Source organism: Micromonospora sp. DT63, from assembly GCF_049841615.1.
Lineage (GTDB): Bacteria > Actinomycetota > Actinomycetes > Mycobacteriales > Micromonosporaceae > Micromonospora.
The window spans coordinates 1-14,819 of record NZ_JBNCKQ010000017.1 but is presented as its reverse complement, the minus strand read 5'-3'; the positions used below and the strand labels follow the sequence as shown (position 1 = coordinate 14,819).

The window sequence follows — 14,819 nt, the reverse complement described above, 5'->3', positions numbered from 1 at the left end:
GGTATAAATCATAATTGGCACTGGCTTTACAAGCACCCTGTTGAGTTCTCAAAGAACAACCACACACCGATCCGAAGACCCAACCAGTGGGCCACCATCCCGGGGCTTTTCGTTCCGCGTCCCCGTCGCTCTCGCGCCGGGCACTTTTACTACGTTACCTCACCGTCTTCGCCGTGTCAAACCGTGTGTCCCGGTCTGTCATGCTTCGTACGGGTTGGTCCCGGCGCACTCACGCAGCAGCGAACCGCTGCGTCAGGTCGTCGGATTTGGCAGGCCGGCCGCTGCGGTGTCCCGCAGTCTCGCCCGGTTCCCTGCCGGTCGTGAACCTTACCCGGTCGGTTCCGCTGCACCAAATCCGCCTCGCGGCTGATCCGGTGAGCCCCGCCCGAACCGTGTCCCGCAGAGGCGAACCCCTGCCTGACCCGGTTACCTGCCCGATCCGGTGCTCCAGGTCTTTCGCCCTGTTTGCCCCGTTCCGCGCTGGCAGAGAGAAAGTTACGCGTCCGTGGGTTTGATCGTCAAATCGGCGGGTAGCGTCGCGCGTCACACTGATCCCCTCCGGGTCGGATCAACCCACCGAGTGCCGGCCGAGCAGCGGCCGGCGGGTCAGGACACCCGGCGTCGGCGGGCGGCGAACCAGGCACGGATGCCGAGCACGCCGACGGTGGTCCCGATGGCCAGGGAAGCCGCGATCAACAGGGCGTGCACCCACAGGAAGCCGGTGGCGGCACCGTCGGCCACCGTGCCGGAGGCCCAGGATCGCGGGTCCTGCCAGATGGCGACGGCGAACCTCGGCCAGATCACCCAGGTCCAGATCCCGACCCCGACCAGGAAGAGAGCCCATCCTCGCGACAGCACCATGGCAGCCGAGTATGCCAGCGCAGCCGATCCGCGAGCTGGCCACGGACGCGACGGGCGCGACCTCCGGACCGCGCCGCCGGTCGGCATCGGCGCTTCAGGCGATCCGTTTCCGGCCAGGCCGTGCCGGGCACTGCGAAGGAGGACAGCGAAGGACAGTCCCCCGGAGGTGCCCCGTGCGACAGTCGATCTTCAATCCCTGGGCCTGGCGCGATCCGTCCGCCCTGGCCGGCGGATACACGCAGACCACCCCCTCGGCTGCTGGGCCGGACGGTCCGGCCGGTACGCACGACGGCCCGGACGCCCCCGGCCCCGGCACTCCGGTGGACCTCGTCGGCTACCACGTCCAGGCCAACGACGGGCGCATCGGCACGATCGACGAGGCGAGCGACGACGCGGACGCCGCATACCTGGTGGTGGACACCGGCCCGTGGATCCTCGGCCAGAAGGTGCTGCTGCCCGCCGGCACGGTGGAACGGGTCGATCACCTGGACCGTGTCGTACACGTCGACCGGACGCGGCAGGAGATCAAGGACGCGCCGCCGTACGACCCGGAGTCGGCCAACCCGGAGTACCGGGACCGCGTCGGCAGGTACTACACGGACCGTCACCTGCCGCCCCGGGAGCGACACCCCGGGTAAGGTGAGGCCGTGGTCCGGACGGGCAGTTGCGTGGCGGAGGCGGTCGATGTGGTCGACGGCCTGCCGCGCGGTGTCGTGCCCACTGTCCCGACCAGCTCCGGCGACGGCCGTGAGCACTTCCTGGACGTACTTCGTGCCGGTGGTCTGCGGTATCGCGCCGGCGCGCGATGGCGGACGGCTCGCTGAGCCCTGTTTCCGCTGACCGAGGGGGCCTGCCCGGCCCGCTCGGCGCGCGCCCACGCGTGATCCACCCACCCGCACGAGAGGCACCTCGCCATGTCCATCGCACGCATGCTCACCGGCGATCGGCCCACCGGTCGCCTGCACCTCGGCCACTACGTCGGCAGCATCGCCAACCGGGTGCGCCTGCACCAGCGCCACGAGAGCTTCTTCATCATCGCTGACCTGCACATGTTGACCACCCGCAACCGGCGGGAGGACATCGACCAGGTCTCCGCCAATGCCCGCGAGATGGTGACCGACATCCTCGCCGCCGGCGTCGACCCGGCGCGGGCCACGTTCTACCTCCAGTCGGCCATTCCGGAGGTCGGCGACCTCAACACTCTGCTGCAGAACCTGGTGACCGTGCCCCGGCTGGAACGGGTGCCCTCGTTGAAGGACATGGCCCGCGACGCGGGCAAGGAGGAGATGCCGTACGGGCTGCTCGGTTATCCGGTGCTCCAGGCCGCGGACATCCTGTGCGTGAAGGGGGAGGTGGTCCCGGTCGGCCGGGACAACGCCGCGCACGTCGAGGTGACCCGGGAGATCGCCCGCCGCTTCAACCACCTGTACGGTCCGGTGTTCCCGGTGCCCGAGCTGATCCCCGCGGACACGCCCAGCCTGGTGGGCACCGACGGCACGGCCAAGATGAGCAAGAGCCGGGGCAACACGATCGCCCTGTCCGACGACGCGGCCACGGTGCGCCGCAAGGTGCGCGGGATGTACACCGACCCGAACCGGGTGCGGGCCGACGTGCCGGGGACCGTGGAGGGCAACCCGGTCTTCGCGTACCACGAGGTGTTCAACCCGGACCGTGCCGAGGTGGCCGACCTGGCCGACCGTTACCGGGCCGGGCAGGTGGGTGACGTGGAGGTCAAGGAGCGGCTGGTCGTCGCGCTGGAGACGTTCCTGGCGCCGATCCGGGAGCGCCGGGCCGCGATCGAGGCCGACCGGGGGCTTGTCGACCGGCTGATCGTCGAGGGCACCGAGCGGACCCGGCAGGAGGTACGCCAGACCCTGACGGAGGTACGCCGGGCGATGGGGCTGACCGGGGCGTACCAGCAGATGCGGCGGCGGGCCGAGCGGACCCGGCGCCGGACGGACGCCCCGGCCTGACGCGGCGCTCGGGTCTCCTCGTTGCGACGGGGAGACCCGACGTGCCGCGCGGAGGGCGCAGAATGCCTGGATGAAGAGGATTCGTCCGATCCCCGCCGGTGACGCGCACCGGACGACGATGTTCGAGATCTTCTTCGACCTGGTCTTCGTCTTCGCGCTCACCCGGGTCATCGCGTTCATGGCGCAGCCGCCGAGCGCGCTCACTCTGGGCCAGGGGCTGCTACTCCTGCTGTTGTTGATCTACTCCTGGGGTCCGTACCTCTGGTTGGGGAACCTGGTCCGGGCGGACGTCGGCCCGGCCCGCGCGGCCACCCTGCTGGCGATGGCCGCGATATTCGTGGCCGCTCTGGTGCTGCCCGACGCCTGGCGGCAGGGGCCGGGATCCGCCGACCCGCCGCTCACCCTCGCGCTGGCCTACCTGGTCACCCGGGCGGTGCAGCTCGTGGTGCTGTTCTGGGCGAGCGTCGACGATCCGCCGCTGCGCTCGACCCTGCGGTTCTTCGTCGTGCCGGTGACGGCTGCCTGGCTCCCGCTCATCGTCGGCGCGCTGCTCGGTGGCGTCGCCCAGACCGTGCTCTGGACTGTCGCGCTCCTGGTGGACATCGGCGGTTCCCGCGTCGCCTCCATCTACGGCCCGTGGCCGCTGCGCAGCCTGGACCACTTCACCGAACGGTTCGGACTGGTGCTCATCATCGCCCTGGGCGAGGCGTTGATCGCCGCCGGCACCGGACCGAGGATGACGGCGCCGACCGGGGCCAGCCTGATCGCGGCGCTGCTCGGCCTCGTCGTCACCATCTGCCTCTGGTGGCTGTACTTCGACCGGTTGGCGCCCGCCGCCCGGCAGTCCGTCCTGCGCGTTCCCGACGAACGGCGCTCCCACGTGGCCGGCGACGCGTACGGCCTCGCGCACGCACCCATGATCATCGGTGCCATCTACGTCGCGCTCGGCATCGAGCAGGTGCTCGGCCAGCTCGCCGAGGAGCCGTCGCACACCGCCCGGTTGAGCTGGCCCTCGGCCACCGCCCTCTACGGGGGCGCCACCCTCTACCTGCTCGGACGGCTGGTCTTTCGCCGGCTCACCCTTCATGCCGTACACCCGGGGCAGGGTGTCGCCGCGCTGCTGCCGCTGCTCCTGCTGCCGATCGCGCGGCCGCTGCCCGCGCTGGCCGAGTTGACCCTGCTCACCCTGCTTCTGATCGCCGTAACCTGGTACGAGCGGCGGATCGACCGACGTGGCGAACCTGTCGAACCGGCGCGACACGTGCGCCCCTGAGCCGCGGAAAAGTTCCAGACCCGTGTCGACATCCCGGGCACTCGTTCGTCGTCATGCTGTACGGCGACCCCGCCGCACCGAGAGGAGTCGAGACGTGAAGTACATGCTGCTGTTCATGAGCACCCCGACCGACGGGGAGGCCGGCAACGGGTGCACCTTCGAGGACTGGGTGCGCTACGACCGGGAGATGAAGGACGCCGGTATCTGGGTCTCCGGGCATCCGTTGCAGGACCTGACCACCTGCACGACCGTACGCGTCGGCCCGGACGGCGAACGCGCGATCACCGACGGGCCGTTCGCCGAGACCCGCGAGGTGCTCGGCGGCTACGACATCATCGACGTGCCGAACCTCGACGTCGCGCTGGACTGGGCGGCCCGCAGCCCCGGGGCCACCGGAGCCGGCTCGGTGCAGGTGCGCCCGGTCGCCGAGATCGAGGTCGAGGTCTGACGGTGGCGGGCGCGGAGGCGGCAGCCGGTTCGGTGGAGGCGGTGTTCCGGGAGGAGCACGGCCGGCTGCTCGCCTCGCTCGTACACCGCTTCGGCGACCTCGACCTGGCCGAGGAGGTCGCCTCCGAGGCGATCGAGGCGGCGCTGGTGCACTGGCCGGTCGACGGCGTCCCGAGCCGGCCCGGCGCCTGGCTGCTCACCACTGCCCGCCGCCGTGCCGTCGACCGGTTACGCCGCGACCGCGTGCTGGCCACCCGGCTGGCCGTACTCCAGGCGGAGGCCGAGCGGGCCGACCCCGCGCCGCCCGCCGACGCGGACCCGGATCTGCCCGACGACCGGTTGGCGCTCTTCTTCACCTGCGCCCACCCCGCCCTGCCCGCGCAGGACCGCGGCGCGCTCACCCTGCGCTTCCTCGCCGGGCTCACCACGGCGGAGGTCGCGCGGGCCTTCCTGGTGCCGCACGCGACAATGGCCCAGCGACTCGTCCGGGCCAAACGGAAGATCCGCGACGCCCGCATCCCGTTCCGGGTGCCCGGCGTCGACGAGTTGCCCGCGCGCCTACCCACGGTGCTCCAGGCCGTCTACTCGGTCTTCACCGAGGGGTACGCCGCCAGTTCCGGACCTGATCTCCAGCGGACCGACCTCGCCGAGGAGGCCATCCGGCTGGCCCGGATCCTGCGCCGGCTGCTGCCCGGCGAGCGGGAGGTCGCCGGCCTGCTCGGGTTGCTGCTGCTGATCCACGCCCGGCGCGCGGCCCGGAGCGGGCCGGACGGCGCGGTGGTCCTCCTCGACGACCAGGACCGCGCACGGTGGGACCACGCGATGATCGACGAGGGCCGCGCGCTGGTGGTGGTCGCGTTGACCGGCCCGGCGCCCGGACCGTACGGCGTGCAGGCCGCCATCGCCGCCCTGCACGACGAGGCCGCCGACGTGGCCGGCACCGACTGGCCCCAGGTGGTGGCGCTCTACGACGTGCTGCTCGGCATGGTCCCCTCCCCCGTCGTGGCGCTGAACCGGGCCGCCGCCGTGGCCATGCGGGACGGGCCGGACGCCGGGCTCGCGCTGCTGGACGGGTTGGCCGGCGATCCACGTCTGCGGGGCTATCACCTGTACCCCGCGACCAGGGCGGACCTGCTGCGCCGGCTGGGTCGCCGCGATGAGGCCGCGGCGGCGTACCGGGACGCGTTGGCGCTGGTCGGCACCGAGCCGGAACGGGCGCACCTGCTGCGCCGGTTGGCATCCGTCAGCGAGGACTGAGCGGGTTCCCGCTGTAACCTGCCCCGATGACCCTGCCTCTGCCGCCCGGTGAGTTCGCCGCGTACCTGTTCGACTGCGACGGCACCATCGTCGACTCGATGCCGCTGCACTACGTGGCGTGGCAGCGGGCGCTCGACGAGTGGGGCTGTGAGTTCCCGGAGGACCTCTTCTACGCCTGGGGCGGCCGGCCCACCGCCGACATCGTCGTCGCACTGAACGAGCGGCACGGCCTGGCGATGCCGGTGGCGACAGTCGTCGAGAACCGCGAGCGCATCTTCCAGGAGTTGCTGCCGCAGGTCACCGCCGTGCCCGAGGTGGTGGCGCACATCCACGACGCGCACCGCCGCGTGCCGTTCGCCGTCGTCTCCGGCAGCACCCGCGCCACGGTCACCGCCTCCCTCGACGCGCTCGGTCTGCTGGACCGCTTCGACGTGCTGGTGTGCGCCGAGGACTACACGCGGGCCAAGCCCGACCCGGAGGCGTTCCTGCTCGCGGCACGGCAGCTCGGCGTACCCCCGGGCTCCTGCCTGGTCTTCGAGGACACCGACCTGGGCATCCAGGCCGCGACGGCGGCCGGCATGGCTTCGGTACGCGTGCCGCAACAGCGCGTCGGCTGACGCCTCAGGCGATCGTCAGCAGCAGCTTGCCCAGGTAGGAGGTCTCCAAGCGCTTGTGCGCCTCCCGCACCTTGCCCAGTGGGAACGTCTCGGCGACGTGCACCACGAACGGCCCGGCCTCGATGAGGTCGTTGAGGCGCTGCAACTGTCCGCGGTTGGCCACACCGTCGTACGCCCGGACCGACACGCCGGACCGTTCGCGCGGTTCCGGCCGCACCCCGTGGGCGTACGCGACGACCCCTCCGTCGGACAGCGTCTCGGCGAGCCGGTCCAGTGTCTTCCCGCCGGCCATCGCCAGGATGCCGCCCACTCCCCCCGGAGCCGCGTCCCGGATCGTCGCGAGCACCTCGGCGGGGTCGGCGTGGCCGTCGAGAGACACGTCGGCGCCGAGGCGGGTCACCAGCGCGACCCCGTCGCTGCCGGAGGCCACCGCGATCACGTTGAGGCCCTGTCGCTTGGCCAACTGCACGGCCAGGTGGCCCTGCCCACCGCTCGCACCGAAGATCAACAGCCAGGCGCCCGCCGGCAGGCTGAGCGCGTCCAGCCCGGCCAGCGCGGTCAACGCGTCGGTCGGCATCGCACCGGCGTGCTCGGCCGGCACACCGTCGGGCAGCTTCGCGGCGTACTCGGCCTTGACGGCCGCGTACTCGGCGTAGAAGCCGCCCTTCGGCCGGGTGGTGGCGGAGACGTAGACCAGGTCACCCACCGCGAGATCGGTCACCCGGCTGCCGGCCGCGATGACGGTTCCGGCGCCGTCCGAGCCGGGCACGATCGGAAACTCGGTGCCCTCGGGCACCAGCACGCCCTGCCGCTCGTACGCGTCCCACACGCCCACGCCGGCGCTCAGGACCTTGATCAGCACCTCGTCGGCGGCGGCCTCGGGCACCGGCAGTTTCCGCAGGGTGATCACCTCCGGTCCGCCGAACTCGTCCAGCGCCGCAGCCTGCATCCGCTCTGGCACGTCCGCGTCAACCATGTGGGCTTCCTCTCCGGGCCGGCGTCACCGTCGCAGCATGCCGTCTCGGGGGCGGGCCCGGCCCGGCGCCGGGTGCCGTTCACCCACAAGGGCGACGGCCGTCGGTGTGGCCCGGGGCGTGGCCGGAGTCAGGCGACACCGGCGACGCGTTCAGGACGTCTGCGGCTCCCGACCGCCGAGGGCCTGCGCGACCGCGTCGCGCACCCGGGCGTCCTCGCGAGCCTTGCGCCGCGCCCGGTTGCGGCGGCGGTACAGGGACGCCCCGACGACCACGGCGATCAGCACGACGAGCGCCAAAACGACCATCCACGGCAGGGCCCAACCGTGCGCGGTGGCCTCGACCGGCTTGAGCGAGGTGGTGGAGCCCGACGCGTCGGTGAGCAGCGGCGTGACGGTGGCGGTCGCCGCGAGCCGGACGGCGGGAGCGACACCGCGGACGGGCACGCGCACGTCCCAGCTCTCGCCCGGCAGCAGCTGCGGCGGCGCGGCGATGTCACCGGCCCGCGCCCGCAGTACGCCGAACGGGCCCGAGACCGAGACGGCCTGCTGGCCGGACAGGGCGGCGTTGCCGGTGTTGTGGATCGTGTAAGCGACGGTGGCGGCACCCTTGGCGAACGGGTTGGACGTCCCGTCGTACGTCACGTGGAGGTTCTCGATCGCGAGGTTCGGCTTCAGCTCGCCACCGACCCGCAGCGTGATGCGGATGCCGAGGCGGCGGTCCACGTTGATGCCCTCGGCCTGGTCGGCCTGCGTCAGCGCGGTGAGGATGCCGCCCACGTGGTCACCGGGCGTGGCGTTGGCGGGAACGGTGATCGTGAAGGGGACCTGCGCGGTCTTTCCGGGCTGGATCACGACGCTGCCGGCGCTGGCCTTGACCCAGGCGCCGACCGCCACGGACTTCTTGTCCCCGGTGAGCAGGTCGAGCTGTCCGGCGGCGGTGGTGAAGCCGTCGGCGGCGTACACGGCCAGGGTCAGCGGCGCCGGGCCGCGGTTGGCCACCACCATGGCGTCCTCGACGGTCCCACCGGGGTTGACGTTGTAGCTGTAGCTGGACCGGGCTTCGCCGTAGCTGTTGGAGGCCGTCCGGACCGTCCAGGCGACGTTGCCGTCGGCCGCCACGGCGGGGCCGGCGCCGACGCCGGCCGCCGCGACGACGGCTAGCAGGGACAGCGCGGTGGTGCGAACGAGTGTCTTCCAGCGCGGTACGGACGGTTGCATGTCGGATCCTTGAGGTGATCTTGGGAGTGGGCGAACCGGTGGCGGGGCAGGCACCCGAAGGTGCCTACCCCGCCCGGTGGAACAGGTTCTTTTCAGCTGCTCAGCGCAGTGATCGTGAGGGTGGTGCGGTAGCTGCCCTTCGCGATGCTGTCCGGGATCTTCAGGTCCAGGTCGGCACCGAGCTTGGCGCCGCCCCGGGGGTGACCCTGAACCGCAGCGCCCAGCCCGCTGGAGACCGAGAGGCCCTTGCCCTGGTCGTCGAGGGACGACAGGACTGAAGCGCCGGCCTCGGCGCCCGCGCCGGCGTCCAGGACGTACGGGGTCCAGCCCAGGTACGAGCCGGAGAACGTCTTGTCGGCGTCGGAGAAGTCGCCGACGCTGGCCGAGATCGACCACGGGGCGAGCGAGCGGCGGCTGTCCGACACGAGGATCGGGTTGATCTTGCCGGTCGCCTCGAAGTAGGTGCCGTCGCGCTCCTGCGCGGTGCCCAGGTCGACCAGACCGTTGTAGCCGTCGATCGTCCAGCCGAACTCGCCCGGGGCCGGGTTGGGAACGTTGACCTGGATGGCCTGACCGTCACCGTGGTACGGGTGCACCGTCACCTTGTCGGTGACCGAGCCGACCGGCTGCCCGTCCGGGGTGTTGACGCAGGAGAGGCCCTTCTCCACTGCCGCGTTCGGGGCCGCGCAGGTGCCGCTGCGGACGTTCGCCAGGACCAGCTTGTCGCCGCGCACCTGCACCTTGACGTAGCTGCGGACGTGCTCCTGGTTCTGCGACGAGTTGTACCAGTACTTGGCCGGGTCCAGCGGGTCCGGGCCGTTGCCCCGGATGCCGGTGCCACTGTCGTCCGGCTTCTTGATGTCGTAGTACTTCGAGCCGGACGCCGAGTTGGCGGTCACGTAGATGACGCCGCCCGGGCCGGGGTAGACCTCGGGAGCACCGGGCTTCTCAGCCGGGTTCTCCTTCTGGCCGTTCTTGATCGAGTAGCTGCGCGAGTAGCTGTGGTCGTGGCCCTGCAGCACCATGTCGACGCCGAGGTTGGAGAAGGCAGTGGTGAAGTCTTCCCGCCGCTGCTTGTTGTCGCTGTCGGTCGCGTGGCTGGCCGGGGAGTAGATCGAGTGGTGGTAGACCAGCACCTTCCACTTGGCCTCGGAGCCGTGCTTCTTGATGACGTCGGTGACGTACGCGACGTGCGCGGCGTCGCCGCCGGCCGAGCCGTCCGCCGGGTTGACGTAGCTGTTGCTGTTCAGGTCGATGAACAGCACGTCCTTGTGGATGAACCAGTAGTCGCCACCGGACCGGGTCGCCTGGTCCCCGCTGTAGTACTGGGCCGAGCGGTCGGTGTTCGGGGTGAAGTGGTGCTGCTCGTAGGACTTGCCGCCGACGTCGTGGTTGCCGATGGTGGCGACGAGGGGGACCTGACGCAGCTGGTCGGGGGCCAGGAACGAGGTCCACTGACCCTCGTCGTTGGCGCTCTCCACGTGGTCACCGGCGGAGACCAGCAGCTCGGCGTTCGGGTTGGCGGCGGTGGCGACCTTCAGGGTCTCCTCCCAGCCGGCCTGGTCCTTGAGCCGGTCGCCGGAGGAGCCGATCTGCGGGTCACCGAAGAACAGGAAGTCGTAGTCGCCCTCGAAGTCCTGCGTCCGGAAGGCGTACGCCGGGGACCAGCTGCCCTCGGCGCCGACCCGGTACGAGTACGCGGTGTTCTCGCGCAGGTTGCTGATGGTGGCGTGGCGGTTGAAGCCGGTCGTGGAGGTGTTCGCCGCGCCGACGGCGTCGAAGCTGACGGCGCTGGCCGGGAACTCGCCGTTGACGAGCTCGGCGGTCGGGGCGAGCTGGATCTTCTGGGCGGTGTCGGCGGAGGAGTACCAGGACACGATGCGCTGGGTCTCGTTGGCGCCGACGCCGAGGACGATGCCGGACACCGTGGTGGGGTCGGCGGCGCTGGCGGCGGTCAGCAGACCGCTACCGAGGGCCGCGCCCATTCCCAGGAATCCGGCTACGACCCCGGCGACAACGCGCCGCCGCACGAGCCCGGGGGCCCGTGTCGAGGTGCTCAATGTCATCGACATTGTTCCCTTTTCGAATAGAGAAATGGATTGTTCTTCACCCGACACCGGGGAAGCAGATCCAAACTTTCGTTGGCCGATGAACCCGCCATGAACGTGATCTTGCGAATGGCTGCACTTCGCGGACTGGTTAGCCGTACTCACGATCCGGTCACACGCTGAACAAACCAGATCAGCCCCATGATGGACACTGTCGCCGAAACAGCACCGGTCACCCACAGACCGGCTTTCGGCGCACGCCGGCGCAGCACGAACAGCAGCGGGAAGACGGCGGCGATAATCGTCAACTGAACGACCTCGATACCGACGTTGAACACCAGCAGCGACCACAGCAGCGTCCACGACCACGCCTCGTCGATGCCCAACGCGCCCGCGAAGCCCAGCCCGTGCACGAGGCCGAAGCAGAAGACGACCCCGAGGCGGATCCAGCCCCGACGGTCCAGGCTGAAGTGACCGCGCCCGGCCGTCTCCAGATCGCCTGCGTGGTCACCGCGCCGCCAGATCCCCCACAGGTGCCAGCCGGCCACGACCGCGATCGACAGCGCGATGACCGGCTCCACGACCCGCGCCGGCACGTCGACCAGGCCGAGGGCGGCGAGCAGGAACGTCACCGAGTGCGCCAGGGTGAAACTGGTGGCCGCGAGCACGATCTCCCGCAGACGTCGCGACCCGGCGATGAGCGCCACCAGGAAGAGGATGTGGTCGATGCCGGACAGCAGGTGCTCGGCCCCCAGCAGGAAGAACTCGCCGAACCGCTGGTAGGCGGTCTGCGCCGTCGAGAAGGACGGGTTGGCGGCGTCCAGCGCGGCGCTGCCCGAACGGCCGTCGATCTCGTAGGTGACGATCGTCTTGGTGTCCTTGACGTACGCCTCGTCGTCCGGGAAGAGACCGCTGCGCACCTCGTGCTCATCGACCCGCTCGGGACAGGTCCAGTCCAGCAGCAGGTCCGCGTACGGCACCCCCTCACGAGCACCGATCGTGGCGTCGCGTACCACTGTCGGCTGACAGGCAGCACCTCGCGCGCTCACCGAGAAACGGTCGGCGACATAGCGCAGGACCGTCGGGGCGTGGGCCTTCAACGCTGCGGCCTGCGCCGCGGAGTCGCCCGCCTCGAAGGCGGCGTTCCCCACCCGGAACAGCGGATCATCGTCACCGGAATCGGCTGCCGACACGACCAGAAGGTCATATTCGAGCTCCACCTCGGAGCGAATGTGACCCTCGTCTCCGGCGGTAATTTTCGCGTACACCGTCGATGAGAAGCCGTGCGCGAAGGCCGTTCCGCCACCCAGGAACGGGAACACCGCCGCAGCAAATACGACAACGGCGACGACAACGGTACGGCGAATGTGCCCCAGCATGCGACTCCCTCGGTTGGCCAGTGCACGCTGCACCTCGTGGGTGAACACCAACCCGCCCACCGACGAACCGATGGAGAACAAACGACCGCGGCGACCGGCCACGGATTGTCGACGGCCGGATCTGGGATAGGAATACGAGGCGTACGCGCACTTCCCGCCCCCACCCGAAAGGACGACCACCTTGCGCCCCCCGCTTCGGGCCGTCGCCCTGCTGGCCGCGACCGCCGCGCTCCTCTCCGCCTGCGACTCCGGCGACGACTGGTCCCAGCCGCACCCCGCGCCCAGCGCCGTCGGCTCGCTCAGTCCGGGATTCGTCGACCCCGCCACGACGCCAGCGCCGGAGGCGACCATCACGCCACGGCCCGGATCGTGGGCCGACGTGCACCCGTCGAAGGACTACCGGGTGGTGCTGCTGACCGCCGGCACGGACGCGCCGACCAAGGCCCTGGTGACGGCGGTGCGGGACTGGGCCGACGACGAGCACGTCGATCTGAGGACTGTCGTCGTCAGCAACACGCACGACGCCGTCCCCAGCATCACCAGGGCCATGGCGATGGGCCCGGACCTCATCGTCAGCGCCGGCAACGAGCTCATCGACGCCCTCGCGCTTGTCACCCCGAACCACCTGGACGAGAAGTTCCTGGTGGTGGGCGCCGAACTGGCCGAGCCGACCCACAATGTCACGGCCGTCGACTGGGACGGAGCGTCGTACCGGGGCGAAGGGCTCGGCATGTCCTCGTCGTACGACGCGGGCTCGTTCACGGCCGAGCGCTGCGCGGCAGCCATCAGGGCGGGCGTGGCCGCCGTGCTCAACGACCTGACCGGGATCGTGGTCTGGCTCTGACGCACGGCCGGTCGCCGTCGGATGACGGGCCCTCGCCCGGACCGTTCGCGAGTACGCTCGCCCGGATCGCGAGGTGGACCCGCTCGATCCGGCCGGGCCCGTTCGTTGGGAACGGCAGCGGGACGCCGGGTCGCCCGCCAGGTCGAAGGGTGCGGTCATGCGGAAACTGGTTGTCGTCGAGTTCGTGACGCTCGACGGGGTCATGCAAGGGCTGGGATCACCCGACGAGGATCGTGACGGCGGGTTCGAGCACGGCGGCTGGGCGGCGCCGTTCTTCGACGAGGCCCAGGCGACCGCCGCCGTGCAGGGGCTCCGGTCGACCACGGCGTACCTCTTCGGTCGCCGGACGTACGAGAAGATGACCGGTTACTGGCCGAGCCAGCCCGACGACAACCCGATGGCCGCCCACCTCAACGCGACTCCCAAGTACGTCGCCACCCGTACGCTGACCGATCTCACCTGGTCGAACGCCCGACGCCTCGACGGAGATCTCGTGTCGGCGGTCACGGACCTGAAGTCGCGGGGCGACGGCGTCATCGTCGTGCTGGGCAGCGGGGTGCTCGTGCAGGAACTCATCGCGCACGACCTGGTCGACGGGTACCGCCTGTTCCTGCACCCGCTCCTGCTCGGCACCGGCAAGCGGCTCTTCCGCCAGGCCGACCGGCCGCGACGTCTGCGGCTCGTCGACTGCACGCCGACCAGCACCGGTGTCCTCATGCTGGAGTACGAATTGGCGTGACGGGACCCCGGGCAGAACGCGTCCTCAGCCGGTGACCGGCTCTGTTATCGATAACATCGCGATCGTTGTGGAGCCTCGCCGTCCCCCGGGTGCAGCGCACCGGGACGGCCACGTCGGCCTGCTCGGAGGGCTCGCGATGACGACCAGACGCCTTCAAGGCATCGAGGTTGATGGTTTGGGAGCGCTCCCGTAACATACGCGACGCGGCTGTTAACGCTCACCTAACAATGACTCCCACGAATGTGGAGGCCGCCATCCCGTCAGGAGGGTGCTAGATGACCATATTTAGACCGACCAATGTCGGCCTCGTCTCGGCAGGTGTCGCATTGCTGGCGTCGGCCACGGTCGTCGTGGCGATGCCGGCCGGCGCCGCCGCAGCGGGCTGCTCGGTGAACTATGCCGTGTCGTCGCAGTGGCAGGGCGGGTTCGGCGCCAACGTGACGATCACGAACCTCGGTGATCCGTTGAGCGGTTGGACGTTGACGTGGTCGTACGGGGCCGGCCAGACGGTGACGCAGTCGTGGAACACGGAGTTGACGCAGAGCGGTGCGGCGGTGACCGCGCGCAACGTGAGCTACAACGGATCGGTCGCGACCAACGGCACTGTGTCGTTCGGCTTCAACGGGTCGTGGACGAGCAGCAACCCGGCTCCGACGAGCTTCGCCCTGAACGGCGTGACCTGCACCGGCGGGACCACGCCGACGCCACCGGTGACCGACACGCCCGCACCGCCGACGACCCCACCGCCCACCACCCCACCGCCCACCACCCCACCGCCGACGACACCGCCACCCACGACGCCGCCGCCGACCACGTGTGATCTGCCGTCGTCGTACCGGTGGTCGTCGACCGGCGCGTTGGCGCAGCCCAAGTCGGGCTGGGTGTCACTCAAGGACTTCACCGTCGCCCCGTACAACGGCCGGCAGTTGGTCTACGCGACCACCCATGACACCGGCACCCGCTGGGGCTCGATGAACTTCGGCCTGTTCACCAACTGGTCCGACATGGCCTCGGCCAGTCAGAACACCATGAACAACGCCACCGTCGCACCGACCCTGTTCTACTTCGCGCCCCGCAACATCTGGATCCTGGCCTACCAGTGGGGCGGTACCGCGTTCTCCTACCGCACCTCCACCGACCCGACCAACCCCAACGGCTGGTCCGCGGCGCAGACCCTGTTCACCGGC

The 14,819-nt window shown here is 70.5% G+C and carries 15 protein-coding genes; 10 read left to right on the top strand and 5 right to left on the bottom strand.

Features of this window, described 5'->3' with window-relative positions; all coding sequences use genetic code 11:
• Window positions 1–606 precede the first annotated feature (606 nt).
• On the bottom strand, window positions 607–861 hold the full coding sequence (locus tag ACLQ27_RS32120; protein WP_357492019.1) for an SCO4848 family membrane protein: 255 nt from the start codon (window positions 859–861) through the stop codon (window positions 607–609).
• Between the two features lie 173 nt (window positions 862–1,034).
• On the opposite strand from ACLQ27_RS32120, the gene ACLQ27_RS32115 reads away from it, so the two are divergent.
• From ACLQ27_RS32115 to ACLQ27_RS32085, 7 genes are all read left to right on the top strand, one after another.
• Entirely contained in the window at window positions 1,035–1,499 is a 465-nt protein-coding gene (locus tag ACLQ27_RS32115) for a PRC-barrel domain containing protein (protein ID WP_425870253.1), read from the top strand.
• A gap of 9 nt (window positions 1,500–1,508) precedes the next feature.
• Window positions 1,509–1,685, top strand: a complete 177-nt coding sequence (locus tag ACLQ27_RS32110) for a hypothetical protein (RefSeq protein ID WP_425870251.1) — start codon at window positions 1,509–1,511, stop codon at window positions 1,683–1,685.
• Window positions 1,686–1,775: 90 nt separating this feature from the next.
• Entirely contained in the window at window positions 1,776–2,834 is a 1,059-nt protein-coding gene (gene trpS / locus ACLQ27_RS32105; RefSeq protein ID WP_425870249.1) for a tryptophan--tRNA ligase, read from the top strand.
• A gap of 70 nt (window positions 2,835–2,904) precedes the next feature.
• Complete coding sequence (locus ACLQ27_RS32100) at window positions 2,905–4,107, top strand: low temperature requirement protein A (protein WP_357575753.1); 1,203 nt, start codon at window positions 2,905–2,907, stop codon at window positions 4,105–4,107.
• Window positions 4,108–4,210: 103 nt separating this feature from the next.
• Complete coding sequence (locus tag ACLQ27_RS32095) at window positions 4,211–4,555, top strand: YciI family protein (RefSeq protein ID WP_234591204.1); 345 nt, start codon at window positions 4,211–4,213, stop codon at window positions 4,553–4,555.
• A 2-nt stretch (window positions 4,556–4,557) separates the two neighbouring features.
• Complete coding sequence (locus ACLQ27_RS32090) at window positions 4,558–5,811, top strand: RNA polymerase sigma factor (protein ID WP_357492009.1); 1,254 nt, start codon at window positions 4,558–4,560, stop codon at window positions 5,809–5,811.
• Between the two features lie 26 nt (window positions 5,812–5,837).
• Complete coding sequence (locus tag ACLQ27_RS32085; RefSeq protein ID WP_234591184.1) at window positions 5,838–6,428, top strand: HAD family hydrolase; 591 nt, start codon at window positions 5,838–5,840, stop codon at window positions 6,426–6,428.
• 4 nt (window positions 6,429–6,432) lie between these two features.
• On the opposite strand, the gene ACLQ27_RS32080 is transcribed toward ACLQ27_RS32085, so the two are convergent.
• The 4 genes from ACLQ27_RS32080 to ACLQ27_RS32065 all read right to left on the bottom strand — a co-directional run bounded on the left by ACLQ27_RS32080 (window position 6,433) and on the right by ACLQ27_RS32065 (window position 12,049).
• Entirely contained in the window at window positions 6,433–7,404 is a 972-nt protein-coding gene (locus ACLQ27_RS32080) for an NADP-dependent oxidoreductase (protein WP_357575754.1), read from the bottom strand.
• Between the two features lie 150 nt (window positions 7,405–7,554).
• Entirely contained in the window at window positions 7,555–8,622 is a 1,068-nt protein-coding gene (locus ACLQ27_RS32075; RefSeq protein ID WP_357492005.1) for a WxL protein peptidoglycan domain-containing protein, read from the bottom strand.
• A gap of 92 nt (window positions 8,623–8,714) precedes the next feature.
• Window positions 8,715–10,688 (bottom strand): metallophosphoesterase family protein, encoded by a 1,974-nt coding sequence (locus tag ACLQ27_RS32070; protein WP_357492004.1) that lies wholly within the window; start codon window positions 10,686–10,688, stop codon window positions 8,715–8,717.
• 143 nt (window positions 10,689–10,831) lie between these two features.
• Window positions 10,832–12,049: a HupE/UreJ family protein gene (locus ACLQ27_RS32065; RefSeq protein WP_425870245.1), complete on the bottom strand. Its 1,218-nt coding sequence runs from the start codon at window positions 12,047–12,049 to the stop codon at window positions 10,832–10,834.
• A gap of 181 nt (window positions 12,050–12,230) precedes the next feature.
• On the opposite strand from ACLQ27_RS32065, the gene ACLQ27_RS32060 reads away from it, so the two are divergent.
• From ACLQ27_RS32060 to ACLQ27_RS32050, 3 genes are all read left to right on the top strand, one after another.
• Complete coding sequence (locus tag ACLQ27_RS32060; protein WP_357492002.1) at window positions 12,231–12,893, top strand: hypothetical protein; 663 nt, start codon at window positions 12,231–12,233, stop codon at window positions 12,891–12,893.
• Between the two features lie 157 nt (window positions 12,894–13,050).
• Window positions 13,051–13,632: a dihydrofolate reductase family protein gene (locus tag ACLQ27_RS32055; protein ID WP_425870243.1), complete on the top strand. Its 582-nt coding sequence runs from the start codon at window positions 13,051–13,053 to the stop codon at window positions 13,630–13,632.
• Window positions 13,633–13,907: 275 nt separating this feature from the next.
• Window positions 13,908–14,819, top strand: a 912-nt coding sequence (locus tag ACLQ27_RS32050) for a non-reducing end alpha-L-arabinofuranosidase family hydrolase (protein WP_425870241.1), incomplete at its 3' end; no start/stop codon positions are given.